The sequence below is a fragment of the Pseudomonas sp. Q1-7 genome (assembly GCF_028010285.1).
Lineage (GTDB): Bacteria > Pseudomonadota > Gammaproteobacteria > Pseudomonadales > Pseudomonadaceae > Metapseudomonas.
The window spans coordinates 650,968-677,239 of the sequence record NZ_CP116304.1; the positions used below are offsets into that span (position 1 = coordinate 650,968).

At 57.1% G+C, this 26,272-nt stretch carries 21 protein-coding genes and 3 pseudogenes; 15 read left to right on the forward strand and 9 right to left on the reverse strand.

All coding sequences use genetic code 11. The annotated features are described in order from the left end of the window. The first annotated feature begins 2 nt into the window (after positions 1–2). The 7 genes from PJW05_RS02925 to fdhA all read left to right on the forward strand — a co-directional run bounded on the left by PJW05_RS02925 (position 3) and on the right by fdhA (position 9,245). Entirely contained in the window at positions 3–950 is a 948-nt protein-coding gene (locus PJW05_RS02925; protein ID WP_108240787.1) for a LysR substrate-binding domain-containing protein, read from the forward strand. Between the two features lie 137 nt (positions 951–1,087). Continuing rightward, a complete protein-coding gene (locus tag PJW05_RS02930) occupies positions 1,088–2,323 on the forward strand; it encodes a thiamine pyrophosphate-dependent enzyme (RefSeq protein WP_108240788.1) in 1,236 nt (411 codons plus the stop codon). Positions 2,324–2,327: 4 nt separating this feature from the next. After that, a complete protein-coding gene (locus tag PJW05_RS02935; protein ID WP_108240789.1) occupies positions 2,328–3,386 on the forward strand; it encodes an alpha-ketoacid dehydrogenase subunit beta in 1,059 nt (352 codons plus the stop codon). Continuing rightward, positions 3,387–4,691 carry a dihydrolipoamide acetyltransferase family protein gene (locus PJW05_RS02940; RefSeq protein ID WP_108240790.1) on the forward strand — a complete coding sequence of 435 codons (1,305 nt, stop codon included), beginning with the start codon at positions 3,387–3,389 and terminating at the stop codon, positions 4,689–4,691. A 3-nt stretch (positions 4,692–4,694) separates the two neighbouring features. Continuing rightward, positions 4,695–6,071, forward strand: a complete 1,377-nt coding sequence (lpdA, locus tag PJW05_RS02945; RefSeq protein ID WP_108240791.1) for a dihydrolipoyl dehydrogenase — start codon at positions 4,695–4,697, stop codon at positions 6,069–6,071. A 540-nt stretch (positions 6,072–6,611) separates the two neighbouring features. Then, positions 6,612–7,874 carry an OprD family porin gene (locus PJW05_RS02950; protein WP_108240933.1) on the forward strand — a complete coding sequence of 421 codons (1,263 nt, stop codon included), beginning with the start codon at positions 6,612–6,614 and terminating at the stop codon, positions 7,872–7,874. A 171-nt stretch (positions 7,875–8,045) separates the two neighbouring features. Continuing rightward, entirely contained in the window at positions 8,046–9,245 is a 1,200-nt protein-coding gene (fdhA, locus tag PJW05_RS02955) for a formaldehyde dehydrogenase, glutathione-independent (RefSeq protein WP_108240792.1), read from the forward strand. Positions 9,246–9,461: 216 nt separating this feature from the next. Here the strand turns inward: fdhA and PJW05_RS02960 are convergent. Beyond that, a pseudogene (locus PJW05_RS02960) lies at positions 9,462–9,758 on the reverse strand (tyrosine/phenylalanine carboxypeptidase domain-containing protein); the annotation flags it as partial. On the opposite strand from PJW05_RS02960, the pseudogene PJW05_RS02965 reads away from it, so the two are divergent. Then, a pseudogene (locus PJW05_RS02965) lies at positions 9,754–10,109 on the forward strand (transposase); the annotation flags it as partial. The pseudogenes PJW05_RS02960 and PJW05_RS02965 overlap by 5 nt on opposite strands. A 68-nt stretch (positions 10,110–10,177) precedes the next feature. Further along, positions 10,178–10,912: a substrate-binding periplasmic protein gene (locus PJW05_RS02970; protein WP_108240793.1), complete on the forward strand. Its 735-nt coding sequence runs from the start codon at positions 10,178–10,180 to the stop codon at positions 10,910–10,912. A gap of 158 nt (positions 10,913–11,070) precedes the next feature. On the opposite strand, the gene PJW05_RS02975 is transcribed toward PJW05_RS02970, so the two are convergent. From PJW05_RS02975 to PJW05_RS03010, 8 genes are all read right to left on the reverse strand, one after another. Beyond that, positions 11,071–11,958 carry a DMT family transporter gene (locus PJW05_RS02975; RefSeq protein ID WP_108240794.1) on the reverse strand — a complete coding sequence of 296 codons (888 nt, stop codon included), beginning with the start codon at positions 11,956–11,958 and terminating at the stop codon, positions 11,071–11,073. Positions 11,959–12,086: 128 nt separating this feature from the next. Beyond that, positions 12,087–13,127 carry a GlxA family transcriptional regulator gene (locus tag PJW05_RS02980; RefSeq protein ID WP_108240795.1) on the reverse strand — a complete coding sequence of 347 codons (1,041 nt, stop codon included), beginning with the start codon at positions 13,125–13,127 and terminating at the stop codon, positions 12,087–12,089. Positions 13,128–13,219: 92 nt separating this feature from the next. Beyond that, positions 13,220–14,566 (reverse strand): dimethylsulfonioproprionate lyase DddP, encoded by a 1,347-nt coding sequence (gene dddP / locus PJW05_RS02985; protein WP_108240796.1) that lies wholly within the window; start codon positions 14,564–14,566, stop codon positions 13,220–13,222. 121 nt (positions 14,567–14,687) lie between these two features. Then, complete coding sequence (gene proX, locus PJW05_RS02990; protein WP_108240797.1) at positions 14,688–15,719, reverse strand: glycine betaine/L-proline ABC transporter substrate-binding protein ProX; 1,032 nt, start codon at positions 15,717–15,719, stop codon at positions 14,688–14,690. 60 nt (positions 15,720–15,779) lie between these two features. Beyond that, on the reverse strand, positions 15,780–16,733 hold the full coding sequence (proW, locus tag PJW05_RS02995) for a glycine betaine/L-proline ABC transporter permease ProW (RefSeq protein ID WP_108240798.1): 954 nt from the start codon (positions 16,731–16,733) through the stop codon (positions 15,780–15,782). A gap of 49 nt (positions 16,734–16,782) precedes the next feature. After that, positions 16,783–17,955: a quaternary amine ABC transporter ATP-binding protein gene (locus PJW05_RS03000; RefSeq protein WP_108240799.1), complete on the reverse strand. Its 1,173-nt coding sequence runs from the start codon at positions 17,953–17,955 to the stop codon at positions 16,783–16,785. Positions 17,956–18,197: 242 nt separating this feature from the next. Continuing rightward, positions 18,198–19,064, reverse strand: a complete 867-nt coding sequence (locus PJW05_RS03005; protein WP_240431969.1) for a DMT family transporter — start codon at positions 19,062–19,064, stop codon at positions 18,198–18,200. A 150-nt stretch (positions 19,065–19,214) separates the two neighbouring features. Further along, positions 19,215–20,426, reverse strand: a complete 1,212-nt coding sequence (locus PJW05_RS03010; protein ID WP_108240801.1) for an aromatic ring-hydroxylating oxygenase subunit alpha — start codon at positions 20,424–20,426, stop codon at positions 19,215–19,217. Between the two features lie 250 nt (positions 20,427–20,676). Here PJW05_RS03010 and PJW05_RS03015 point away from each other — a divergent pair, with 250 nt between their 5' ends. The 6 genes and pseudogenes from PJW05_RS03015 (at position 20,677) to PJW05_RS03040 (ending at position 26,231) form a co-directional block, all read left to right on the forward strand. After that, positions 20,677–21,627, forward strand: coding sequence for a LysR family transcriptional regulator (locus PJW05_RS03015; RefSeq protein ID WP_108240802.1), 951 nt, complete (start codon positions 20,677–20,679; stop codon positions 21,625–21,627). Positions 21,628–21,883: 256 nt separating this feature from the next. Continuing rightward, positions 21,884–22,027, forward strand: a pseudogene (locus PJW05_RS26655) (dihydrodipicolinate synthase family protein); the annotation flags it as partial. Between the two features lie 79 nt (positions 22,028–22,106). Further along, positions 22,107–22,277, forward strand: a complete 171-nt coding sequence (locus PJW05_RS03025) for a dihydrodipicolinate synthase family protein (protein WP_252126738.1) — start codon at positions 22,107–22,109, stop codon at positions 22,275–22,277. Positions 22,278–22,490: 213 nt separating this feature from the next. Further along, positions 22,491–23,978 (forward strand): aldehyde dehydrogenase, encoded by a 1,488-nt coding sequence (locus PJW05_RS03030; protein WP_108240803.1) that lies wholly within the window; start codon positions 22,491–22,493, stop codon positions 23,976–23,978. A gap of 16 nt (positions 23,979–23,994) precedes the next feature. After that, positions 23,995–24,888: a dihydrodipicolinate synthase family protein gene (locus tag PJW05_RS03035; protein WP_108240804.1), complete on the forward strand. Its 894-nt coding sequence runs from the start codon at positions 23,995–23,997 to the stop codon at positions 24,886–24,888. A gap of 17 nt (positions 24,889–24,905) precedes the next feature. Further along, complete coding sequence (locus PJW05_RS03040) at positions 24,906–26,231, forward strand: NAD(P)/FAD-dependent oxidoreductase (RefSeq protein WP_205579776.1); 1,326 nt, start codon at positions 24,906–24,908, stop codon at positions 26,229–26,231. Positions 26,232–26,272 lie beyond the last annotated feature (41 nt).

Genomic DNA, 26,272 nt, shown 5'->3' on the forward strand with positions numbered 1-26,272 from the left:
CCATGAGCATTTTACGTAAACGTCTTCCTCCTTTGCAGAATCTTGAAGCTTTTGAAGCTGCGGCCAGACATCTCAGCTTCACTAAAGCGGCCGAGGAGATAAATCTTTCGCAAAGTGCTGTCAGCCGCCAAATCAAACACCTGGAAGACTGCATGGGTGTCCAGTTGTTCACGCGGACGCACAAGACTCTTGATCTAACCAAAGCAGGAAGAATGCTGTTAGGTGGGATTGAGAGAAGTTTGTCCGAACTGCGTAGGACAGTAGAGACCATTGAAAATGAAAAGAGTCCGACTGTCACCATTAGTGCGAGCATGGCGATTGCCAGTTTTTGGCTTCTACCCGGTATAGCTGAATTCAAGGAGCAGCACCCGGACATAAGAGTCAGAGTCATCGCTGGTGACGGCGAAGACTATGCTGCCATACAGAATAATGAAACGGATTTTACTATTCTGTATGACCAGGGTCAGCGAGGAGGCTATGTCTCCATCGGGCTATTCGAAGAGGTCATCTTTCCGGCCTGCACTCCGGACTATTTAAAAGGTCGAGCAATTGGCAGTATTGAGGACCTTTCTCGTGAAAGCTTAATTGATTTTGAAGTTAAGCACTTGCGTACCGTGAAAGGATGGCCGGATTGGTTTAGTCGGGTTGGCTGCGAAACTAGAGGTATTAATTATACTATTTCGGTTTCGAATTACGATCTTGCTTGCCGTGCTGCCTTTGCTGGGCAGGGGGTCGTACTCATGTGGGCTTATGTTGCACCACTCGCCGAGCTTAAAAATGGCGCTCTCGTTAGACCCGTCAAGGAGGTGGTGAATACCGGGCACGTTGAGCACCTCGTGTATAGCAAGCCACTTGAAGAGTCTCGCGCGCATATGGTTTTCAAAGACTGGATTTTGGATTATGCGAGAAGGACTAATGAAGCAACCCAGGATTATCTGAAACAGGTTTAATCCAACCAGTCAGTTATCTCTAAACTGGATAGATCCGCAAGTTTCAACGCAACAAAAACTTCTCATGGCCTTTACGAGAGGCTCGCGGCTGTCCGCTTCGGCAATAAACGCATGACACAATCGAGCGTAGATAAACTATGAATCGACAAGAACCGCTACGTCTGCATGTCCCCGAACCACCTGCTCGTCCAGGATGTACTTCCGACTTTTCCTACTTGCATTTATCGGATGCAGGTACAGCTCGAATGCCAGCACTCGATGTCACCGCCGTAGAGACTACTGACTTGGCCTATGGCTTGGTGCGCATCCTCAACGAACAAGGCGAGGCCGTAGGGCCTTGGGCTGAATCCCCCATAGCGCCAGAGGTCCTGCGTGAAGGTCTGCGCGTCATGCTGAAGACCCGCATCTTCGATGCGCGGATGGTCATGGCCCAACGTCAGAAAAAGATCTCGTTTTATGTCCAGTGCCTGGGCGAAGAAGCCATCGGCAGTGGTCAAGCCCTGGCTTTGAATCGCGATGACATGTTCTTTCCCACCTACCGTCAGCAAAACATCCTGATGGCGCGGCAGTTCCCGCTCACGGACATGATTTGCCAATTGCTCTCGAATGAACGCGACTCCCTGAAGGGACGTCAGCTGCCTGGTATGTATTCGTCGCGGGACGCGGGTTTTTTCAGTATCTCAGGCAATCTGGGTACGCAGTTTGTTCAAGCTGTTGGATGGGGAATGGCGTCGGCCATCAAGGGCGATACAAGGATCGCCTCTGGCTGGATTGGTGACGGTTCAACCGCCGAAACGGACTTTCAAACGGCCCTGACATTTGCTCACGTGTATCGCGCTCCAGTCATTCTGAACGTCGTCAACAACCAGTGGGCAATCTCTACTTTCCAAGCAATTGCCGGTGGAGAATCCACGACATTCGCTAATCGCGGCGTTGGCTGCGGCATCGTTTCTCTCCGCGTAGATGGCAACGATTTCCTGGCGGTTTACGCGGTATCTCGGTGGGCGGCTGAGCGCGCGCGTCGAAACCTCGGGCCGACATTGATTGAGTGGGTGACCTACCGGGCTGGCCCGCACTCCACCTCGGATGATCCGTCCAAATACCGCCCTGCTGACGATTGGTCGAACTTCCCGCTGGGGGATCCAATTGAGCGCCTCAAACAGCATCTGGTTCGAATCGGCCATTGGTCCGAAGAAGAACATCAGCAACTCTCCGTGGCGCTGGAGGCTGAGGTTATCGCTGCTCAGAAGGAAGCTGAACGCTACGGTTCGCTCAACGATGGCCACATGTCCAGCCCTGCCACGATCTTCGAGGACGTTTACAAAGAAATGCCAGATCACCTGCGTCGTCAGCGCCAGGAACTAGGAGTGTGACTCGATGAATGCTACTAACAACAACCTTCAGACAGATCACGCCAATGCGACCAGCACGATGACCATGATCCAGGCCCTGCGGTCGGGCATGGAAACGATGTTGGAGCGCGACGAGAACGTGGTGGTCTACGGCGAGGATGTCGGCTATTTCGGTGGGGTCTTCCGTTGTACCGAAGGGCTTCAGAACAAGTTCGGCACCTCGCGAGTTTTCGATGCACCGATCTCGGAAAGTGGCATTGTGGGAACCTCCGTTGGCATGTGCGCCTACGGTCTTCGCCCCGTCATAGAAATCCAGTTCGCCGACTACGTTTACCCCGCCTTCGACCAGATTGCTTCAGAGGTTGCCCGTATACGGCATCGGTCAGCCGGCGAGTTCACGGCCCCTCTGACCATCCGTATGCCCACTGGTGGTGGTATCTACGGCGGCCAGACGCATAGCCAAAGTCCAGAGGCGATCTTTACTCACGTGTGTGGTCTGCGCACGGTGATGCCATCGAACCCCTATGACGCGAAAGGGCTACTGATCTCTGCCATCGAATGTGATGACCCAGTGATTTTTCTCGAACCAAAGCGCCTGTACAACGGCCCGTTCGATGGGCATCACGATCGCCCGGTCGTGCCCTGGTCGAAGCACGCGGCCAGTGCAGTCCCGGAAGGCTACTACACGGTACCGCTCGACAAGGCCGCCATTGTCAGGCCGGGCGAAGCCGTCACTGTCATTACGTACGGCACTACTGTTTATGTCGCTCTCGCAGCAGCAGCGGAGACTGGAATCGACGCTGAAGTGATCGACCTGCGCAGCCTCTGGCCCCTGGATTTGGACACGCTGGTCGAGTCGGTCAAAAAGACCGGCCGCTGTGTTGTGGTGCATGAGGCCACTCGTACCTGCGGCTTCGGTTCCGAACTGATATCGCTAATCCAAGAGCATTGCTTCCACCACCTGGAAGCTCCTATCGGGCGTGTTGCGGGCTGGGACACTCCCTATCCCCATGCACAAGAGTGGGCGTATTTCCCCGGGCCGAGTCGGGTTGGGGCGGCACTGAAGCGGGTGATGGAGGTTTAAATGGGCACCTATGTGATCAAGATGCCGGACATCGGCGAAGGCATTGCCGAAGTTGAGCTGGTTACCTGGAATGTGGCGGTTGGCGACATCGTCACGGAAGACCAGCCTCTGGTAGACGTGATGACCGATAAAGCCACGGTGGAAATCCCTTCGCCGGTGAACGGCAAGATTCTTGCGCTAGGCGGCAAACCCGGTGATGTCTTGGCTGTTGGCAGTGAGCTGATTCGCTTGGAGGTAGAGGGTGCGGGCAATACTCAGGGTGATCTACCACCTCCCGCTCCAGAAGCCGAGCCGGCTCCGGCTCCGGCACAAAACCCAGTGGCAGCCGCGCCTGCTCCGGCGGCGCCAGAGCAGCCAAAGGCTGCTGGGGCACCGGTGAAGGCAGCATCTTGCCAGGCCTCCAATCCCAAGCCCTTTGTGCCACGCAATGAGAATGAGTGCCCGCTGGCATCTCCTGCTGTGCGAAAGCGTGCCTGGGATGCCGGTATTGAGCTGCGCTTCGTCCAAGGCAGCGGTCCAGCCGGAAGAATTCTGCACGAAGACCTCGATGCTTATGTGAGCCAGGCTGGACTGCCATCCACTTCACTCGGCATCTATACCGCTCGCACGGATGAGACCCAGATCCCGGTGATCGGACTGCGCAGAAAAATCGCCCAGCGCATGCAGGACTCGAAGCGGCGCATTCCGCATTTCACTTATGTGGAAGAAGTCGACGTCACTGCCTTGGAAGAGCTGCGCATTCACCTGAATGGCAAGTACGGAAACAGCCGCGCGAAGCTGACGCTCCTGCCCTTTATTGCCCGGGCCATGGTGGTCGCCTTGCGCGATTTCCCGCAGATCAACGCTCGCTACGACGATGACGCGGACGTGGTGACACGTTTCGGTGGCATACACCTGGGTATTGCCACACAAAGCGACGCCGGGCTGATGGTGCCTGTGGTGAGGCATTCCGAAGCCATGGATATCTGGGCTTTTGCCCAGGAGGTCGTTCGCTTGGCCGACGCTGCTCGCAGCGGCAAAGCTCTACGCGAGGAACTTTCGGGCTCCACCATCACGCTTACCAGTTTGGGATCCCTGGGTGGCATCGTTTCGACCCCGGTGATCAATGCTCCCGAGGTAGCCATCGTTGGGGTGAATCGAATCGTGGAGAAGCCTGTAGTGCTGAAAGGGCAGATAGTAGTTCGCAAGACCATGAATCTCTCCAGTTCGTTTGACCATCGTGTGGTCGATGGAATGGATGCCGCCCAGTTCATCCAGGCTATCCGCAGTCTGCTGGAGCAGCCGGCCACCTTGTTTCTGGAGTAAGTCATGCAATCGAATCAACGAACCACACTGCTGATCATCGGCGGCGGGCCTGGCGGCTATGTTGCGGCAATTCGTGCAGGACAACTCGGCATTCCTACGATACTGATCGAGGGCCGAGCACTGGGTGGAACCTGCCTGAACATCGGCTGCATTCCTTCAAAGGCACTGATCCACGTCGCAGAAACCTACCACGCGACCCAGCATGCTCAGTCGTTGGGGATCTCCGTGCCGCAAGTGAGCCTGGACATCAGCCAGAGCATCAGTTGGAAGGATGGCATCGTAGATCGTCTTACCAGCGGGGTTGCCGCTCTGCTTAAGAAGAATGGCGTTTCCGTGATTCACGGATGGGCCAAGGTGCTAGATGGCAAGACCGTTGAGGTGAACGGACAACGGATCGAGTGTGAGCATCTTCTGCTGGCAACTGGCTCGACCAGTGTTGCGCTTCCGATGCTGCCATTCGGCGACGGAGTGATCTCTTCCACTGAGGCTCTCTCTCCCAGCAAGTTGCCCAAGCGCCTGGCCGTAGTGGGCGCCGGTTACATTGGTCTGGAACTGGGTACGGTGTATCGCAAGCTCGGCGTTGAAGTGCTGGTCGTTGAGGCCAAGGAGCGAATCCTCCCCGCCTATGATGCGGAACTGACTGCACCGGTTGCGCAATCGCTCAAAGCACTGGGTATCGAGGTCTATCTACAGCACAGCGTGGAAGGATACGACCCTGTAAGCCAGCAACTGAAGGTCAAAAACAACAGCGGCGAGGTTGTGGTGCTTGAGGCGGATCAGGTTCTGGTCGCAGTTGGACGCAAACCCAATACGCAAGGCTGGAATCTTGAAACGCTAGATCTTGCACGACAGGGTTCAGCAGTTGCAGTCGATGATCAGTGCCGGACGAGTATGCGCAATGTCTGGGCGATTGGTGACCTGACGGGCGAGCCTATGCTTGCGCACCGCGCCATGGCCCAGGGCGAAATGGTGGCGGAACTTATTGCCGGCAAGACGCGGCATTTCCAGCCTGCCGCTATCGCAGCTGTTTGCTTCACCGATCCTGAGTTGGTGGTTGCAGGGTTAACACCTGAGCAGGCCAAGGTACAAGGACTGGACGTCATCACCGCGACCTTCCCGTTTGCAGCGAACGGTCGGGCGATGACACTTGAGTCGAAATCAGGCTTCGTGCGAGTCGTCGCTCGTAAAGACAATCACCTGATCTTGGGCTGGCAAGCCGTGGGAACCCAGGTGTCGGAACTGTCCACCGCGTTTGGGCAATCGCTCGAGATGAATGCTCGACTGGAAGACGTAGCCGGGACAATCCACGCGCATCCGACCCTTGGCGAAGCCATTCAGGAAGCCGCGCTCAAGGCCCTGGGACACGCACTGCACATCTGACGGGAAGTTTCGGCACCAGCAGATAGGGGCGGAAAACACCTATCTGGATGTTGTGCCGAACCTATCTGCGAACCCGCCCTCGCTGACTTCGTGAAGCAGGGCGGTAATTCGCAGTAGCAATGTCCGAGGAGTGCCGTCGTTTGCCTTGGGCGGTTGGACAACGGCTCTTCTCGTACTCACGGATCACGTCAGTGCTCCGTGCGCTTCCATGCTTTGGCTGCGAGTTGAAGCATGGGGTTACCCTCCTAGTCGACGGCTCAGTGCCTGAGACCTCGCCGCCGCATGCCGGCGGTTTTTTTATGTCTCGCGATCGCTCAGCTGCAGGGTTTAGTCCATTGAGAAACACTACGCCCTGGCAAAGTTCAGCATGCAAATTCAACATGCAGTGCCCTAAAAATGATCGTTTGTTCGGCCTGCCCGCGAAAGCAACACTGGCGCCTCCTCATACAAAAACAATAGAGGTTTGCCAAAGTGTCCCACCGTACCTGCGCCCTGACCGGGCTATCCGCGACCGCACTGATCCTGCTCAGTCTGCCTCTCATGGCAGCCACTGATGCCAAGCCGGCGGAGGGCTTCGTCGAAGGCAGCTCGCTGAAACTGATCAACCGCAACTTCTACTTCAATCGTGATTTCCGCAGCCGCGGCGACGGCCTGTTCAATGGCCGCCAGCAAAGCTATCGCGAGGAATGGGCCCAAGGTTTCCAGGGGTTCTTCAGCTCAGGATACACTCAAGGGTCGGTCGGAGTCGGGGTCGACGCCCACGCTCTGCTCGGTGTGAAGCTGGACAGCGGCGGCGGTACCTCGGGCACCAACCTGCTGCCGCTGGACAGCCAACGCCGTGCTGAGGACAACTATTCCGCAGCCGGCGGCGCCCTCAAGCTGCGTGCTTTCGACACTGAGCTGAAACTGGGCGACCTGTTCCCGGTCACTCCGGTTTTCCAGCATGGCGATGGCCGCCTGCTGCCCCAGAGCTTTCGTGGCGTGTCGATCCAGAATACCTCCATCGACGGCCTGGTGCTCCAGGGCGGTCGTCTGCATTCGGCGCGCAACAAGGCCAGCAGCAACCACGACGGCGAGTTGACCACCGAGTACGGCGGCACCACCTATGACTCCGCCAGCTATCTCGGTGGGGACTACGAGTTCGCCGACGGCACACTGCTGAGCCTCTATCAGGCACAGTTCGAGGACGTTTGGAACCAGACCTACGTCAGTCTGGGCAAGACCTTCACCTTCGACGATGCCCGCGCCCTGTCCCTCGGGGCCACCCTCTACAGCACCCGCGACGAAGGCAGTGCCCGGGCTGGTGAAATCGATAACGACAGCTGGAGTGCATATGCCCGTCTCCGTGTCGGCGCCCACTCAGTCATGCTGGCCCACCAGCGCATCAACGGTGACCAGCCCTTCGACTACCTGGGAGACGGGGATTCCATCTACCTTGCCAATTCGGTGTTGTACTCCGACTTCAACTCCCCCAACGAGCGTTCCTGGCAACTGCGCTACGACTTCGACATGGCTGCCATTGGCCTGCCCGGCCTGAACTTCATGACGCGTTACCTGCGCGGCACTGACATCGACAACTCGAAGGTCGACCCCAACGGCGCCTACGCCTACTACGCCGTGCTGGGTGATGGTGGCAAGCACTGGGAGCGCGACTTCCAGCTCCAGTACGTGGTCCAGAGCGGCCCGGCGAAGGACCTTTCCATCACCCTGCAGCAGACCATCCACCGATCCAACTCGGCCCAGGCCGACGGCGATGTTGATCAGGTACGAATCATTACCCAGTACCCGCTGGACTTGCTGTGATGGGGCATGACCCGGCTCTTCCGGGTCAGGAGGCTGGCCACTGCTCGGCAGGTTATCGCGAGCATGCTTCATTCAGCTTCCGCCCGGACACCGGCACCAAGTGCCTGTTGGGCCACGCTCAGGCTCGGTCCGATGTCGCACAACCAACCACAAGAAAGGAGATGGTTTCACATGTCAGGTAATCGCGGTGTCGTTTATCTCGGTTCGGGCAAGGTCGAAGTCCAGAAGATCGACTACCCCAAAATGCAGGACCCTCGTGGCAAGAAGATCGAGCACGGGGTCATCCTGAAAGTCGTCTCCACCAACATCTGCGGCTCGGACCAGCACATGGTGCGCGGCCGTACCACCGCCCAGGTCGGCCTGGTACTCGGCCACGAGATCACCGGCGAGGTGATCGAGAAGGGCAGTGACGTGGAGAACCTGAAGATCGGCGACCTGGTTTCCGTACCCTTCAACGTCGCTTGCGGCCGCTGCCGCTCCTGCAAGGAAATGCACACCGGCGTGTGCCTGACCGTCAACCCGGCCCGCGCCGGCGGCGCCTACGGTTATGTCGACATGGGCGACTGGACCGGCGGCCAGGCCGAGTACGTGCTGGTACCCTACGCCGACTTCAACCTGCTCAAACTGCCGGATCGCGACAAGGCCATGGAGAAGATCCGTGACCTGACCTGCCTCTCCGACATCCTGCCCACCGGCTACCACGGCGCCGTCACCGCTGGCGTTGGCCCGGGTAGCACCGTATACGTGGCCGGCGCCGGTCCCGTCGGCCTGGCCGCTGCCGCCTCCGCCCGCCTGCTGGGCGCTGCCGTGGTCATCGTCGGCGACCTCAACCCCGCCCGCCTGGCCCACGCCAAGGCCCAGGGCTTCGAGATCGCCGACCTGTCGCTGGACACCCCGCTGCACGAGCAGATCGCCGCGCTGCTGGGCGAGCCGGAAGTGGACTGCGCCGTCGACGCGGTGGGCTTCGAAGCCCGTGGCCACGGCCATGAAGGCGCCAAGCACGAAGCCCCGGCCACCGTGCTGAACTCGCTGATGCAGGTCACCCGCGTGGCTGGCAAGATCGGTATCCCCGGCCTCTACGTCACCGAAGACCCGGGTGCGGTGGATGCCGCCGCCAAGATCGGCGCCCTGAGCATCCGCTTCGGCCTCGGCTGGGCGAAATCCCACAGCTTCCACACCGGCCAGACCCCGGTGATGAAGTACAACCGCGCGCTGATGCAGGCCATCATGTGGGACCGCATCAACATCGCCGAAGTGGTGGGCGTGCAGGTCATCAGCCTGGACGACGCGCCGCGTGGCTACGGCGAGTTCGATGCCGGCGTGCCGAAGAAATTCGTCATCGACCCGCACAAGACCTTCAGCGCCGCCTGAGTCGCCGTCCTACCCCGACGCCGTGGGTGTGTCAGCCGCGGCGTCTGTCCCTCAAGGAGCCTTCGGGCTCCTTTTTTTCTTGTCGAGAAGAGCTTTCCTGTAGGGCGAATTCATTCGCCAAGGGCAGCGCAGGTGCCCCCAGGGGTGTCCCGGCAATGGCAGACCTTCGGCCTGCTTGGCGAATGAATTCGCCCCTGCAGGTTATCTCGCCCCGCATTACTCCTCCTCCAACTCCACGAACCGCTCCAGGTCAACCACATCCAGCTTGATCCGCCCGACAAAGGCGGAAAAGGCCAAGGCGGCGGCCACGCGGCGCAGGTCGGCGGCCCAGGGCGGCACGTAGCGCGGCTGCTCCAGCCAACCGGAGTCGAACAGCGGCGCCAGGCGCACCACGTCGCCCGCGCTCATGCCCCCGGCGAACAACTGGCGCAGCAATTCCAGCTGGTTGTCGCGCCTCGCCACCCGCAGCAGAGTGTGCACGCCGAGCATGCCGATCATGTAGCAGGCGTCCTTGTTCGAGCTCAACTACCCGAAGAGCGAAAGTACGCGTCCGTCGTATCCGCTGATAGCGATGCTGCGTGTGCATCTGATGCAGAACTGATTCGGCTACACCGATCCTGCGATGGAGGAGGGCTGTTCGAGGCACCCATCCTTCGCCAGTTCGCGGGGCTAAGCCTGGAGCACATTCCCGACGAAATAATCATCCTGAACTTCCGTCGTTTGCTGGAAAAGCACGAACTGGCTGCAGGGATTCTGGCCGTGATCAATGGCTACCTGGGGGATCGCGGCCTGTCGTTGCGCCAAGGCGTCATTGTGGATGCGACGCTTATTCACGCGCCGTGTTCGACTAAGAACAAGGACGGTATGACGCGCTGGAGCCGGAATCGATGCGCGCTGGCTAAACTACTGCATGTATCCATCGGACAAGATCCATGGACAAGATTCGCACCTTGGCATTCGTTGCACTCTGGCTCGCGATTGGTGTTGCTGTGCCGGAGGAACTGCGCCTGGTTGCAAATAGCTGGCCGCCATTCACCGACCAACGCTTGCTTAACAATGGCCTGGCGGTTGATCTGGTAAACAGCGCGCTGCAGCGCGCCGGTTATACGGTCACGTACACTGAGGTACCCGGAGCGCGCGCCCTGCGTGGCTTACAAGACGGTACCTATGATGTATTGGTCGGAGCTTGGTATAGCAGCGAGCGCGCCCAATTTGGCCGGTTCTCTGAACCCTATCTGATCAACCGCATCCTCTTTGTCCAGCGCAAGGGAAGAAAAATTGGTTTTGAGCGCCTGGAAGACTTGCGCCACTACAGCATCGCGGTGGCGCGCGGCTATGCCTATGACGCCCGCTTCGACAGCGACCCGCTGCTGCACAAGCAAAAAGTGCTCGACTTTCGGATGGGCGCGCGGATGTTGGCGGCCGGGCGGGTCGACCTAACCTTGGAAGACGAATATGTGGCGCGCTATTACCTCAATCGCGAGCTAGTCGACTTGCGTGACCAGTTGGAGTTTCTGCACAAGCCGCTCAGTGAGAATGGCCTGCATATCCTGGTGCGCCGCAGCCACCCTCAGAACACGGCTATTGCCGCGGCCTTCAACCAGGCAATCCGAGCCATGCGCGACGACGGGAGCTACGCGGAAATCTTCAAGCGCCACGGGTTTTAGGTCCAGTTACCCGAAAGCAGCCGAAGTCACCATTGGGGGACTGGCCCACAGGCTTGGGCAACGCTCTACTGCAAGATGAGAGTGGATGGTCTTGGTGTTTGGGGTCGATTGGCTGCTTTCAACGATCGACGAGGGCTGAAGTTAGCCAGAAGGTATGACTACTTCAGACGATTCTTAGCCGCGTACATACCCCCAGCAAGCACTAAGGCTGCGCCTGTTAGCGTCCAAATGTCGGGAAACTCTCCGAACACGATCAAGCCAACTAACGTAGCAAAAACAAGAAGTGAGTAGTTGAACGGCTGAAGGAGCGCAGCAGGTGCATACTCCAGCGCCTTAATTAAAAGCAGATGCCCAATCATCCCGGCTACTGAAAGAGCACTGAGTAGCACCCATTCTTTAGGTGATGGCGGCAGCCAAGCAGGAATGCCGAAGCAAGTGGATGCAATTGCTCCGACCAACGCCATGTAAAGCATGTTTGTGGAAAATGAATCAGTCTGACTGGTCTTACGGGAAAGCAGGTTGTAAACGGCGAAAGTAAAAGCAGCCAGTAGTGGTATCAACGCTGCAGAATCAAAAACGCCGAAGCCGGGGCGCAGGATCACCAGAGTACCGGAAAAGCCCACCATAGCGGCAATCCAATGGCGTAGCCCAACAGTTTCGCCGAGGAAAGCTCTCGCTAATGCTAGTGTTATCAGTGGAAATATCGCCAAGAGAGCGTGGCTCTCAGCTAGTCCAAGATAGTGAAGGCCCCAACCGAACAGTGCCGACTCCCCGACGGCCAATAGGGAGCGTAGAATCTGCGTCCAAGGCAGTGAACTGCGCACTGCAGTCCTCAAAGAACTTTTCCACACAGCGAAGCCAACGGAAACTAAAAGAAAAACCCAATAGCGCATCATCACCAGTTGTGCGATTGAGAAGTCTTTAACGAGATATTTTGTTATTCCATCCTGGGAAGCAAATACCAACATTGCCAATAAGCAAAAAAATACCCCGCGACGAGTCTTGTCAGCCTCCGATGTGCATTCTGATTTCACCTGGGTATTCATAAATTAGGTGACCTTGGGATGGAGTATGTGTGCCGGTGTAGTTTTCTTAGGAAGGTTGACCCTCCCTGGTCTTCGATAGAGATGAAAGAGTTACTGAGTAGTTCGCCACTACCTTTTGGTGGTGTGCGTTACCGAACGCTGAACTGAGAACGAGCGCGAAATTGACCTGGGGCGATGTCAAATTTCTCGCGGAAACAGCGGCTGAAATGCGGGAGGGTAGCAAATCCACTTGCTACAGCTATTTCGGTCAAAGACTTGTTGGTGTGCTGCAACAACTGGCGCGCGTGGGTGAGCCGCAATTCCATGTAGTAGCGTGGTGGTGTGGCCTTCACGTATCGGCGGAACAATCGCTCAAGGTGTCGCCGGGATATGCGAGCGTAACGGGCTATCTCACCGATATCTATCGGATCCTCGATATTGCTGTGCATCAGCTCTAAGGCAAGCTTAAGGGTTCTCGGCAACGTTGGGTCAAAGTCTATCGACACAACTGAAACATCAACAGCCTCCCGCATTTTATCGCAGCCCAAAACCTCCTCGACAGCATTCAGAAGTTCCTGGCCGCCACTATGCCCAACCACTTCAAGCATCATACCCAGCGAGCTGTTTGCGCCGGCACAGCTCATTCTCTTGCGATCCAGCACATGGGAGTGAGTAGTCACACTTACTTTTGGAAAAAGCTCGGTCATCATAGCCCGGCCGTCCGGATGAAAAGCACATTCGTGGCCATCCAATAATCCAGCCTCGGCAAGGAAGTAAGCACCGTTCCAGAGTCCGCCAAGCACTGAGCCGGCAGCATCGGCGTGGCGTAATTTCGATCGTAATAAAGGATCGCTTTCAAGGCGGACCCGGAAACCACCGCACACCACGATGATGTCTTCGTGTCTTTCATCCAGTTCAGCCAGCGAGCAGTCTGTGGAGATAGCGATACCCAGGTCGCTCACGACCAGGTTACTCTGGCCGCCAACCACCTGGACTTCGAATACGGGCATCGAACTCATGAGGTTGGCAGTCACCAAGGCATCTACCGCCCCAGTAAATGCCATCATTGAAAAATGCTCGCGCAGAACGAAGGACACTCGACGTACGGGAGTCGTCAGGCCAGCTCGACTAGCCCTGTCCAGATGCACTAAGTTCTTGCACTTCAAGACACTTTCGAATGAAGTTCTCATATCTCAGCTCATTGGCAATGAATACCATTAATAATCTATTTATTCATGCGCGCGTGACTGGAATTTGGTCCTGGTCACGCGAATATGCTCGGTTAGTCGATTAAAAATGAGTCCTCAAATGGGTAAGAAGTTAGATTTTCAAATCCATCATCAGTGACGAGGATTTGATTCTCAAGCTTTATGCCATCCCTACCACCGACAGCTCCCACATAAGCCTCAACGCATAATGCCATTCCGGCTTGAAGCTCCCCTTCGTAACCATACGATTCAAAGTCTTCTGGGTATCGAATGGAGGGATACTCGTCGCACAATCCAACTCCATGGAAAATCACGCCATAGCGCTGCGCCCGGAACTCTTCTGGTAGGCGATGGGCTTTTTCAGTTAGCTCGGAGAATCTAACGCCAGGTTTCACCAGGGTCGCATTGGTCGTGATATGTTCGTATGCGATTCGATACAATCGTTTCTGCTCTGCAGTAGGCTCACCACCACCGCAAATCCAGCTACGAGAAATATCCACGCACACTCCATAGACACTGATGAGATCTGTGTCGAATGAGAGCAAATCACCATCACTGATGACCCTAGGTCCCGACTCTTGGAACCAGGGATTCGTACGTGGGCCTGAGCTGAGAATTCGAGTCTCGATCCACTCACCACCGCGTCGTATGTTTTCTGCGTGCAGAACGGCCCAAACATCATTTTCAGTAGCGCCCGCACGAAGCTCTTTGCGCATCACGGCAATGGATGCCTCACATGATGCAATCGCACAGCGCATTGCTTTTATCTCATCTGGCCCCTTTATTGATCGCGCGAACTCTGTAACTTCTTGTCCATTTAAGACTTCAATACCCAGACCTTGTAGAGCGCGAAGCCCCGCCATCTCGATCTTATCAACTGCTAAGCGACGATTACTTCCGGCATGCTGACGAAGTAAATCATCAACTTGAGCCGCAAATTTACGAGCGTGCTCTTCAGTTCGATCGCCTGACTCAAAGTAGAAAAAAGAAGCTCCGCTACGCAGTTCGTTGATAAGTGGCAGATGGGCAGATAAGTGATCACAACCATGAAAATCCCACAGCACCACGTATCCAGCAGCCGAGACAAAGCAAGCCCTGGCAGGGTTATGAGCAGTCCAAACCTGCATATTCGTGGTGTCAGTCACATAACGAATATTCAAAGGGTCAAAGATGAGAGCGCCGCCCAAGTCGCGTGCTACAAGCTGCTCGCGAATCCGTCGCAAACGATATTCGCGCATGGCGTGCAGATTTGGCACTTCCAGATTCAGGCTTGCCCATTCAGAGAAAGCCAGTGGGGTAGGGCCAATTTCAACACGATCATTATTGTCTTCAGAGCCATCCGCCTTGACTGCTGAAATTCGCCGCTTGGCAGGATCTATTTTTCGCGCGTCTGGATGAATCGAGTACGGAGAAGTAGTCATGATTATTTTATGTTCCTGGGCTAGAGGAAAATCACGGACGAGCGGGTAGAGTGATCAACACTCCACAGACAGGATCAGGTAAGGAAAAAGGTGCCCGCGTTGCGGGCACCTTGAACATGAACTACTTGGAGGCGTGATTTGCTGCTGCGGCACGGGAGGCCTGCAGCCACTGATCCCACTGCTGGCGGTGAGCAGCGATCCACTCCTGAGCATGGCGGCGGATATCGGCTGGCTTGTTTTCGCCTTGCTGCATCTTCAAGTTCTGTGCGCTTTCGTCAGCGGCGGAGATCTGCACCAGCGAGAAGAACTTCAGCGCAACTGGATTCTTCTCGGCGAATTCCCTGTTCAGGGTTGACTCGACCGTGTCGATGGCAAAACCGAGGTTCTTGCCTTCGTACATGGTGTTGGCATCGTTATTGCCATCCGGGAGGTCAGTTTTTGGTACTTCCAGCCAGACCACGTCACGCCCCTCGACCAGTACGTTGGAAATCCATTGTGGCGTCCAGGTGTAGTACAGGACCGGCTTGCCTTCCTTGTAGCGGCTGATGGTGTCGGCCATTAGGGCGAAGTACGAGCCCTGGTTGACGTGCACGGTCTTGTCCAAGTCGTAGGCCTTCATATGGTGCTCGATGACCAGCTCACAGCCCCAGCCGGGGTTGCAGCCGGTCAGGTCAGCCTTACCGTCGCCGTCGGTGTCGAACAGCTTGGCGATCTCGGGCTTCTGCAGGTCGGTGACGTACTTGATGTTATGGGCTTCGGCGGTCTTCTTGTCGATCATGTAGCCTTGGAGGATTCCTGGCATGAACACCCCGGCCTTAATCAGATTGGTGTCGCCGCCTGCTTTTTTGTAGAAGCTAGCATGTAGGATGTCATCCAAATGCACGGTGAAGTCGGCATCACCATAAGCAACCGCCAGAATGACGGTGGCGTATTCGGCCTCCTTGGGCTCTTGGACGTTGTAGCCAAGCTCTTCCAAGCCGGCCATGGCGATTTCGCCACGGAAGCGCTCTTCGGCAACCGTAGAGAACATTGGTGTGACCTTGACACCATCTCCCGGCTTTTCAGCGGATGCGTTGCCATGCAAAGACATCACCGTGAACGCCAAAGCCGAGGCGCATTGCATGAATTTGCGGGAAAAACTGAACTGATGCATTGTCACATACCCTCTTCTGGTTTTTGTATTCAAGTACGGCAGATCAAGATGGGTTTGGAATTAGGCGGTCTTGCGCCGCCCGGCTGATTGCCCGGCACCGCACAGACGCAGCAGCACGCCAACGGGGCCGGTGTGGTACCAACGCAGGCTCGGGTCGGCGCTGGAACGTTTGCCCATGGCCTGGGTCAGGCGGTCCAGGAAGATCGCCAGCAACACCAGGCCGACACCACCGACCGTGGCCAGGCCCATGTCCAGACGGCCGATGCCACGCAGCACCATCTGCCCCAGGCCACCGACGGAGATCATCGAGGCGATCACCACCATCGACAGTGACAGCATCAGGGTCTGGTTCATGCCAGCCATGATGGTCGAGGTGGCCAGCGGCAGTTGCACGCGGGTCAGCATCTGCCGCGGGGTGCAGCCGAAGGCGCGGGCGGCCTCGATCTTGTCTTCGGGTACCTGGCGAATCCCTAAGTTGGTCAGGCGCACCAGCGGTGGCAGGGCGAACACGATGGTTACCAGCACACCCGGCACGTTGCCGATGCCGAACAGCATCACCACGGGCACCAGGTAGACGAACGCAGGCAGGGTCTGCATGGCGTCGAGCACCGGCCGCACCATCCGTTCCAGGTGGTCGCTGCGGGCGCAGAGAATGCCCAGCGGGATACCGATCACGGCGCAGAAGAACACCGAGGTCAGCACCAGCGCTAGGGTGGTCATGGACTCCGACCACACGCCGATGAAGCCGAGCAGGGTCAAGGTGACGAAGCACAACAATGCCATGCGCTTGCCGGCCAGCTGCCAGCCCAGCAACGAGGACAGGATGATGCCGATGGTTGGCGGGATACTCTGCAGGACGAACTCGATGCCATTGAGCACCTGATCGATCGGCCAACGGATGGCACGGAACACATCGCGGAAGTTGTGCACCAGGAAATTGAGGGTGGTTTCCACCCAGTCACCCAGGGGAATGACTGCGCTCTGGAAAGGATCGAGAAGACTGAACTCTGACATGCTGGTTACCTATTCTCCGAAGTTGCGGCTGTTGCGTGATCGAGGGGGCTCAATGGCGGCTCAGAGTGTGCAACAGCTGATTCTTGGAAATGGTGCCTTTCAAGGCACCGTCACGGTCCAGAACGGGCACGGGGTAAGGCAGTGCCGCAACGATATCCAGCACGTCATGCAAGGGCGTGTCGGTGTAGACGGGGCTCTGCTTGTGCAGGCTGAACTGCTCCTCCGGCTGGCCGATCGCCACGCCACCGGACTCATCCGCGCCCACCACGGCCAGGAGCTGGTCACGCTCGTCGATCAGGTAGCCGTAGGGCACACCCGCTTGAAAGTGTGGGGCTTTGCCATTCACTCGGCAGACCATCGCCGGGTCGAGTTGGGCGACGTCGCCGGCCTTGAGCACCCGGGAGCTGTCGAAGCCCTTGAAGAAGGTTTCGACGTACTCGTTGGCGGGCTGGTTGATCAGTTCCTGCGGGGTACCGATCTGCACCACCCGGCCGCCCTCCATGATCGCGATGCGATGACCGATGCGGATCGCTTCCTCAATGTCATGGGAGATGAAAATGATCGTGCGCTGCTGCTCGGCCTGAAGGCGGATCAGTTCGCCTTGCATCTCGCTGCGAATCAGCGGATCGAGGGCGGAGAAGGCTTCGTCCATCAGCAGGATGGTCGGGTCGTTCGCCAGGGCCCGGGCTAGGCCGACGCGCTGCTGCATCCCGCCGGACAGCTGGTGGGGGTAGCTGTGCTCATGGCCGGCCAGGCCCACCTGCCGCAGGGCTTCGGCGGCTCGGGCGTGGCGTTCGCGCTCGCTGACACCGGAGATTTCCAAGCCGAAGGCGGTGTTTTCCAGGACGCTCATGTGCGGCATCAGCGCGAAGGACTGGAACACCATGCCCATTTCCTTGCGGCGCACGTCCAGCAATGCCTTGTCCGAGAGGCCGGTGATCTCGCGTCCGTTCAGGTGGATACTGCCCGAGGTGGGTTCGATCAGACGGTTGAACAGCCGCACCATGGTGGACTTGCCCGAACCGGACAGCCCCATGATCACGAAGATCTCACCGCGCTTGACTGAAAAGCTGGCGTCGAACACCCCGACGACATGACCGGTCTTGCGGAAGATCTCGTTCTTGTCGGCGCCTTTGCGCAGCATCTCCATGGCAATATCCGGATTAGGTCCGAATACCTTGAAGATGTTCTTTACCGAAAGAATCTCATCGGCCTGACTCATACAAACCTCATTCTTATGTTTATAACCAATCAGTCAACTTTTCACTGTTCATGATCGGACGGTGATCAGTGCGAAAAAAATGCCGGAGATCCGTTCAAACTCGAACATCGGTAAGCCGGCGCGCAGAAATTCCTGCTCCATAAATGCGGCATCGTTTTTAGATGCCACGCGATAGCTAAAAATTAGGTTTTAGCTGTCTCAGCGTCCAACTACATTTACAAGGATCTTGTAATAACCTCATGTTATCGATTTGAGGCGGTTTCGGTCTGCGCGTCGCTCAAGCCTTGATCAACGACTCCCCGGCGCGCCAACAGCAAAGCCGCCAGAACTACCATTCCGCCTCCGCAGATCATTGCAGAGGTTAGCTGCTCGCCCATGAGTGCAACCGCAATGGCCACTACCGGCTCTAGCGTTGAAACAGTTGCCGCTGACGACGGGCCGATTCGCGAGGCCCCGGCCAGGAATGCTGTGAGCGGTATCAGGGTCGAAAACAAGGCTAAGCCCACTGTTGACCACCAGCCAAGGGCTGAAGACGGTAGGGACGCGCCCCGAAAAAGGGCGACCAGAACGAATACAGTTCCGCAACCTAGGAGCACTATTACGGCTGAGGCCAGCGGATGTTCATGCAAGATGCGATGGGTTCCATACAGGACGGCGATGCTGTAGCAAATTGCGGAGAACAACGCCCAAAGCACCCCTGTCGGTGATCCAGATATCGTGAGCCCAGTCGCCATAAGGACCCCGCCCAGCGCCAATGTCAGGCTCACTAGCTTGAGGGAGTTGGTGCGCTCACCCAGAAGCGCGATGGATCCTGCTGTGACGAAGGTTGGAAAGGTGAACACCAGAATCACCGCCAAGCCTACGGATACATAGCGGCTGGCGACGTAGTAACCGAGTGCCGATACCCCATATCCAGCGCCCAGCAGAAAATTCTGTATTGCCAGGTGCCGACTCGGAAGCGGAATTCCTCGGCGGCGGAGGATCAGCAGCAATACTCCAGCGGCAATTGAGTAGCGCGCTAGCAGTAGCCCTACAGGATCGGCGCCGCCTACGTATGCGTACTTGGCGAAGAGGGGTTGCAGTCCGTAGCAAAGCGCGGCCAAGAGCACCAGGAGTAATCCCTTGCCATGACCGCTATGGCGAGAAGCGGATTTTATGGGCTGCGTACGAGCTCTTGAGCAATTGGTCCTTCAAATAAAAGAAACCCCGTTTCACCAACAAAATGAAACGGGGTTCAGCCGAAGCGCTACGAGCAGGAGTCAGTCAGCAAGTCGACTAATCATTTTTGAGCAGTACCAATCCACGAATTGACTGACCCCAATCTCGACGAGCGACGAGAATGGGCCGGGCTCGTATGCGGGAGATGTCACGCCAACCTGAGTGCCTTCAACTAGGCGCCGATCCTGGTCGTTGGTGGCAGTCCAGACACGGGTCAGGCGATCGAGGTCGTAGTCGATGCCTTCCTGAGCGTCTTTGTGTACCAGCCACTTTGTAGTCACCAGGGTCTCGCCGGGCCCCAGGGGCAGCACTCGGAAACTCAGGGCGTGATCACCGAGGAAGTGGTTCCAGGTGGAGGGATAGTTGAAGTACAGGAGCGCGCCGATGTTGTCTTCGCCACTTCGGTCCAGGCGACTGGTTACCGCAGGTCTGCCGTCCATTGTGTAGCTGACGGCTCCGTTGGTGAGTGGAATGCGTGTCATCCGGAACTGCCCGGCTTCATCCATCACCAAGCGGCTAGGCAGGCCGGCTGCCTCACAACGATTCCAGTATTCCGTTAGTTCGGGGGGCTCCTCACCGCCAACGCCCTGTACTGAAGGATCTTCAACATAGGATTTGAGCAGCTCAGGATGGCTGCCATCGCAGTGGTAGCACTCGCGGTTGTTCTCGAAGACCAGCTTCCAATTGCCCCGTTCCACCAGGTTGGACTCGAATGCTACCTTGCAGTGATCCAGGTTGTGCGGACCGATGAAGGGCGATACGGCGCTTCGGAATTTATCAAAGTCCGGTGCCTTGTCGGCCACGCAGACGTAGATATAGCTGTTCACCACCTGACAATGGGCGGGCTTCAGGCCATGGTCGGCAACGTTGAAGTCGGGCCCCATGTTCCCGGCGAACAGCAACTTACCATCCAGATCGAAAGTCCATTTGTGGTAGGGGCAAACCAGCTTGGCTACCTTACCGCTGTTTTCAGTACAAACCTTGGAGCCTCGATGCCGGCAAGCATTGTGGAACGCACGGACTTGGCCGTCGCCGCCACGGACCACTGCAATCGGATAGTCGCCGATTTGCAGGGTCAGGTACTGCCCGGGTTTTTCCAGCTCGAAGGTATGACCTGCGAAGATCCATTCCTTGTGCCAGATTTGCTCAAGATCCTGACGATAAACCTCCGGATCTTTATACGCCGCGGAAGGAAGTCCATGTTGCTCTTTGCGTTGGCGAATCAAGGCCAATACATCGGTACGGTTGTTCATTGTTATATGCACTCCTAAGCTGGCGCGGGATTTGTTGGTGCGTCCTTGAGTCAGAAAGCATTGGAATCTCGGACTCAGGGCCCTGCGCACGACAAGGCTAGGGCTTTTGTGTTGATGCCCTTTCGGATAACCTCGGGTTATCTAAAGCTACCGAGCTACGGTGGCCATTGGTGGCAGCTGGATGCAGTCTAAATTGCGCACGCCAGGGGCCAAACCTACTTTTTATTCAGGAATCTGATGACTTGTAGTTATGGTTAAGCACAGCGAACCCGATCAAAGCCTAATCAAGATGCCATCGCTTCGAGCCGTAAAGGCTTTTGTCGCGGCGGCCAAATACCAGAATTTCACTCGTGCCGCCGAGGCCTTGTGCGTGAGTCAGGCGGCCATCAGCCGACAGATTCGCGAGCTGGAAATCTATCTCGGCGACGAGCTGTTCACGCGCGTGGGGCGAACCGTAGAGCTTACGAATGCCGGCTCGATATTCTTCGATGCGGTGCAGCTGTCTTTCGCCAACATCTCTCAGGCTGCTGAGCGAATTCGCAGAAAGAGCACCTCAAAGCGCGTTCTCACTCTCTGCTGTTCACCCGCATTTTCCGCACTCTGGCTGGCCCGTCGGCTGCCCAGTTTCTTCAGCGCGAACCCGGACGTTGATCTGAACCTCATCACTACGCAGAACTTCCTCTCCATGGAGCCCGGCGTGAGTCCCGACATCTTCGTCACCAAGATTGCCAAGGTTCGTGAGGGTTATCGCAACTACCCGCTGGTGCACGATGTGATCTACCCAGTGTGTACGCCCAAGTATCTAGAAGAGCACCCGGAGATAAGCAGCCTGGAAGGTCTTCGCGACAGTGTGCTGCTGAACCTCAGTCCCTACGGCCGTTCCCAGGTAGCCGAGCATGTCGACTGGAATCTTTGGCTGGCCTACCACGACATCGATCTGGGGACGCGTCCCCCCAACGCACCTCATTTCTTCAATGCTAACGACTACAACCTGCTGATACAGATGGTTCTCAGCCACCAGGGCGTCTCTCTCGGCTGGCATTACCTGGTCAACCATCTGATCAATGAAGGATTACTTGTTCGTCCGGTCGAGCAGGAGCTGGTGCACACGAACAGCGTGCACTACCTCGCTTTCGATGAAGAAAAAGACTTTGATGATGCGTGTTGCCGCCTGCGGGACTGGCTAATCAATCAGTTCTGATAACCACACGTTATTGTTTGATCGGCTTTTTTGTTGGTTATCGCCAGAAATTGAATTTGATAAAATACTTTGTGAACTTGTGCTATTAAAGCTCGTCGACGACGGGCTTTTTATTTGTGAGCATCTGTTGGGCGGAATCCATAACTTCCGTTTATCAATTGATCTCCCTAAATGTTGCTTGTTGGTGACAACACCTCGTCATTAACCTTCACGTCGAAATCCACAACAAATACAAATTGTTCGACGTGGTGATTACATGAACTTTGATGGCGTCTGGACCCCTGTCGTAACTCCTTTCACCCAAGAGGGTTCCATTGACTTCCCTGCCTTGACCCCGGTGATCGACAGCCTGATCGGTCATGGCATTCGCGGTCTGATTGTCGGCGGTACTACCGGTGAGTACTACGCGCTGAGCAACGGCGACCGCAAAAAACTCTTCGATGTGATTGCAGAGTTGGCCGGGGGGGCGCATCACCTTGATGGCGGGGATCAACGCCACCACCACGGAAGAGAGCCTGGACCTTGGCCGCAACGCCAAGGCCGCCGGCTTCGACTGCAGCCTCCTAGCCGATCCCCACTACTGTCAGCCGACCCAGGACGAGCTGCTATCCCACGCTTGCGCCGTGGACGACGCCCTCGACCTGCCGTAACCCGCCCGGGCTCTTGCTGCGACTTGGCATGCGTTTGTCCATCGCCTGAACGGAGTGGACTGCAGGCGCAGAGCTTTGAGCAGCGCCTATTAGCGAAAAACTTATGCGTGCGCACCTCGATCTCGGCAAGCGCCAGATGACCATGGGCGCCATGCCAAAGGGAACTGAAGTTCAGCTCGATAAGTACGAGGCCGACTCGGCCAGGAGAACAAGATGACCGAAATGCTGACAAAAACTGACTACGAGAAGATCGCCCGGCATCTGAAGCTGCCAAGTGCGGCCATTATCGACGGCGAGCCGTACCTCGCAAAATCCGGGGATACATTCGCCACTACCAATCCTGCGACTGGCGAGGTTCTTGTTGAGCTCACGGCATGCTCGGCAGCCGATGTGGACGTCGCCGTCGCGAGCGCGCGTGCAGCCTGGGCCGACGGTCGCTGGGCGAAGCTTCATCCTTCCAGCCGGAAGCAGGCGCTTCTGCGGTTGGCTGCACTTATCGAAAAGAATGCTCTCGAACTGGCCGTTATGGAGAGCCTAGATAGCGGGAAAACGATCCTTGATTGCCAGACGGTTGATGTTCCCGAAACGATCAACTGCCTCAAGTGGCACGCAGAAGCCATCGACAAGATCTACGACCAGGTGTCTCCACCGTCGGACAGCCACATCGCTCTGATCGTACGCGAGCCGGTGGGCGTCGTCGGTTTGGTATTACCGTGGAACTTTCCGCTTCTAATGCTGGCCTGGAAGATTGGCCCGGCACTGGCCGCAGGCTGCTCTCTGGTGGTCAAACCGGCCGAAGAGACTTCTCTTACCGCACTTCGTGTTGCTGAGCTTGCTCTCGAAGCAGGTATCCCTGCAGGCGTCTTCAACGTAATCACCGGCACGGGGCCGGGCGTGGGTGAACCTATCGGTCGGCACCCGGATATCGATGTCATCTCCTTTACCGGTTCGACCGAAACTGGTCGTCGATTCCTGAAGTACTCCGCTGAAAGCAATCTCAAGGAAGTCGTCCTGGAGATGGGCGGCAAGAATCCCTGCATCGTCCTGGATGACGTTGGTGATATCGATGCAGCCGCCGCTCACATCGTGAACGGCGCGTTCTGGAACATGGGGGAGAACTGCTCCGCAATTTCCAGGCTGATCGTTCACAAGGACATCAAGGCACAGCTTCTCCAGCGCATCAGCGAGCTCGCTGATGATTGGCACGTTGGTGATCCACTCGATCCGGCCAACCGCATTGGTCCGCTGGTGTCTCGGGACCATTTCAACAAGGTCAGCTCCTATCTGGGCAATGGCGAAAAGGTGCTCTACGGCGGGGAAACCAGCAACGAGCGCTACGTTCACCCAACCATCCTTGATGTCGCGAGCAATGATGCCAAGCCTGCCCGGGAAGAGATCTTTGGTCCGATCCTGTCGGTCATCACCGTTGACAGCCTGCAAGAGGCCGTGGCTGTGGCGAACGATACGGACTATGGCCTCGCAGCTTCCGTGTTCACTGCCGACGGCAAGCGTGCCATGCGAGTTGCACGTGCATTGCGAGCCGGCACCGTCACCGTGAACTCTTTCGGCGAGGGAGACATCACCACGCCGTTTGGCGGCTTCAAGCAGTCAGGTTTTGGCGGTCGCGACAACTCCCTCCATGCCCATGACCAATACACACAACTGAAAACCATCTGGCTGGATCTGTCCGGCGAAGAATAAGAAGGAGATCAAATCAATGTCCGCTTTTGCCTTTTCTGGTGTGAACCTTGCGATCACCACTCCGTTTGATAGCGCGGGGAAAATCGACTTCGGTCGACTGGAACAGTTGATCGAGCGCTACCTTGCTGCCGGCGTTCACGGGTTCGTTCTGAGCTCCGGGACCGGGATGCATGTTTACCTCTCGAAAGAGGAATCCAAGGAACTTGTCGCCTTCGGCGCCAAGGTGATAGGTGGCCGCGCCAAAGTCATTGCGCAGACATCTGCCTTGCTGGTCGACGAAGTCGTTGAACGGACACGTCATGCCGCCGACTGCGGCGCAGACGGTGTGATGGTGTTGCCTCCGTTCTTTGAAGGTCCTACCGACGATCAGGGGATCATCGATTTCTATACTACCGTCGCCTCGGCGGGCCTGCCCGTCATCGGCTACAACGTGCCCCAGGCTGTCGGCGTCGAAATTACCCCTTCGCTTCTGCGCCAGCTCTGCGAAATCCCCAACTTCGTTGCGGTCAAGGACAGCAGTGGTGATCTGGGCAGACAGGCCTCTCTGATTCGCACCGGACTCTCGGCAATGAACGGCGCCGACCCGCTTGTGCCGTACGCGCTCTACGCTGGCTGCGCCGGTCTGATCTGGGGCGGGGCGAACATGGCACCCAAGACCTGTGTCGCTCTGGTCAACGCAGCAATGGAGCGCAAGTGGGACGAAGCCCGCGAAATCTGGAAGGTGCTGGAGCCGGTCATGTCCCTCATCTGGGAGGGTGACTACGTCCAGTCCGTCTACGCGGGTGCGGAGATCACTGGCTACGGCGCTGGCAATCCGCGGCGCCCGCTTTCCCGCCTGGCGCCCCAACGAGTTGAAGTTTTGCGCGCCGCGCTTGGCCAACTCGTAGAACTAGAAGCTGACGCATCCTGATCCCGGAGAGCAGAGAAATGTTCGTAGCCTCCAAATTACCTAAGAACACCGGGGTATCCGGCTGGGTCGCGATGCTGCCTGCCCGAGCTCCGAAACCGCCCCTCGAAGGATCCATTACGGCGGACATCGCGATCATTGGGGGCGGCTTTGCAGGTCTATCCGCAGCCCGAAGACTTTCTCAGCTCGATCCTGGATTACGCGTAGCAGTGCTGGAAGCAGGTGTTATCGGTGAAGGTGCGACCGGGCGCAACTCCGGTTTCATCATCGATCTGCCGCACGAGGTGTCGTCGGATGATTACGGCGGCACCTCGGCCGACCGCGCCAGACGCGACATCACGATGTACCGGACGGCGATCGGTCTAGCGACCGAGATGGCCGAAGAGCAAGGTTGGGGACGTGACGTATTTGACCCTTGTGGAAGGTACAGCGTCGCGATTAGCTCACAGGGAGATGAGCACATACGGTCCTATGCCAAGCAGCTCGAATCCTTGGACGAGGCCCATCACCTGCTCAGCACAAAGGAAATCTTCGATGTTACGGGTAGCCACGCCTACACCTCTGGGCTGTACATGCCGGGAACCGTGATGGTGCAACCCGCGGCCTACATCCGTTCATTTGCGGACGGATTGCGAGATCCCGTGAAGGTTTTCGAAAGGACGCCCGCTCTGTCCTTCGAGAAAGTCTCTGGCACCTGGTTGATCAAGACCCCGAATGGCTCCGTCAATGCGAAGAAGATTATTCTCGCCAACAACGGACATGCGCAGAGCTTTGGATTCTTCAAGGGGGTTTTCCTGCACATCTTCACCTATGCCTCCATGACAGAGGAGTTCGATCCGAAGCTTCTTTCAGGCCACCGGAATTGGGCCGCGACACCGGCGCTTCCGATGGGAACCACCGTGCGCCGTATCAGCGGAAGCAAAGGGGATCGTGTTCTCATTCGCTCGAGATACACCTATCAGTCCAATATTGAAATCACTGAGGGTGATATCAAAAGTGCCGGGCGGGTTCATGATCGCAAATTTGCCGATCGCTTCCCTGGGCTGAAAGGCACCCGTATGCAGTACCGGTGGGGCGGAGCAATGGCTCTTACCTGGAACGGCGTCCCCGCATTCGGTGAAATTGAGCCGGGCATCATTGCCGCTTGTGCGTGTAACGGGCTTGGTGCATCCAAATCATCTGCAGCAGGAATTGCCGCCGCAGAGTCGGCACTGGGCTTGAGAACTCAGCTCGTGGAAATCTTCAACAGCTATGCCCCGCCCAAGAACTTGCCGCCGCAACCATTTCTCAGTATCGGTGCGAAGGCAAACCTGAGCATTCGCGAGTGGAGTGCAGGACGCGAGTAATAGACTGGCGGCCGCAGTAAAGCAACTAATTACTGCGGTCG

Excerpts from the sequence above, each read along its gene's own strand:
- PJW05_RS03030 (WP_108240803.1), top strand. The coding sequence starts at position 22,491 with ATGACCGAAATGCTGACAAAAACTGACTACGAGAAGATCGCCCGGCAT.
- dddP (WP_108240796.1), bottom strand. The coding sequence starts at position 14,566 with ATGACTACTTCTCCGTACTCGATTCATCCAGACGCGCGAAAAATAGAT.
- PJW05_RS03040 (WP_205579776.1), top strand. The coding sequence starts at position 24,906 with ATGTTCGTAGCCTCCAAATTACCTAAGAACACCGGGGTATCCGGCTGG.
- PJW05_RS03010 (WP_108240801.1), bottom strand. The coding sequence starts at position 20,426 with ATGAACAACCGTACCGATGTATTGGCCTTGATTCGCCAACGCAAAGAG.
- lpdA (WP_108240791.1), top strand. The coding sequence starts at position 4,695 with ATGCAATCGAATCAACGAACCACACTGCTGATCATCGGCGGCGGGCCT.
- PJW05_RS02975 (WP_108240794.1), bottom strand. The coding sequence starts at position 11,958 with ATGAATACCCAGGTGAAATCAGAATGCACATCGGAGGCTGACAAGACT.
- PJW05_RS02935 (WP_108240789.1), top strand. The coding sequence starts at position 2,328 with ATGAATGCTACTAACAACAACCTTCAGACAGATCACGCCAATGCGACC.
- PJW05_RS02950 (WP_108240933.1), top strand. The coding sequence starts at position 6,612 with ATGGCAGCCACTGATGCCAAGCCGGCGGAGGGCTTCGTCGAAGGCAGC.
- PJW05_RS03000 (WP_108240799.1), bottom strand. The coding sequence starts at position 17,955 with ATGAGTCAGGCCGATGAGATTCTTTCGGTAAAGAACATCTTCAAGGTA.
- fdhA (WP_108240792.1), top strand. The coding sequence starts at position 8,046 with ATGTCAGGTAATCGCGGTGTCGTTTATCTCGGTTCGGGCAAGGTCGAA.
- PJW05_RS03035 (WP_108240804.1), top strand. The coding sequence starts at position 23,995 with ATGTCCGCTTTTGCCTTTTCTGGTGTGAACCTTGCGATCACCACTCCG.
- PJW05_RS03025 (WP_252126738.1), top strand. The coding sequence starts at position 22,107 with ATGGCGGGGATCAACGCCACCACCACGGAAGAGAGCCTGGACCTTGGC.
- PJW05_RS02970 (WP_108240793.1), top strand. The coding sequence starts at position 10,178 with ATGGACAAGATTCGCACCTTGGCATTCGTTGCACTCTGGCTCGCGATT.
- PJW05_RS02980 (WP_108240795.1), bottom strand. The coding sequence starts at position 13,127 with ATGAGAACTTCATTCGAAAGTGTCTTGAAGTGCAAGAACTTAGTGCAT.
- PJW05_RS03015 (WP_108240802.1), top strand. The coding sequence starts at position 20,677 with ATGGTTAAGCACAGCGAACCCGATCAAAGCCTAATCAAGATGCCATCG.
- PJW05_RS02925 (WP_108240787.1), top strand. The coding sequence starts at position 3 with ATGAGCATTTTACGTAAACGTCTTCCTCCTTTGCAGAATCTTGAAGCT.
- PJW05_RS02930 (WP_108240788.1), top strand. The coding sequence starts at position 1,088 with ATGAATCGACAAGAACCGCTACGTCTGCATGTCCCCGAACCACCTGCT.
- proW (WP_108240798.1), bottom strand. The coding sequence starts at position 16,733 with ATGTCAGAGTTCAGTCTTCTCGATCCTTTCCAGAGCGCAGTCATTCCC.
- PJW05_RS02940 (WP_108240790.1), top strand. The coding sequence starts at position 3,387 with ATGGGCACCTATGTGATCAAGATGCCGGACATCGGCGAAGGCATTGCC.
- proX (WP_108240797.1), bottom strand. The coding sequence starts at position 15,719 with ATGCATCAGTTCAGTTTTTCCCGCAAATTCATGCAATGCGCCTCGGCT.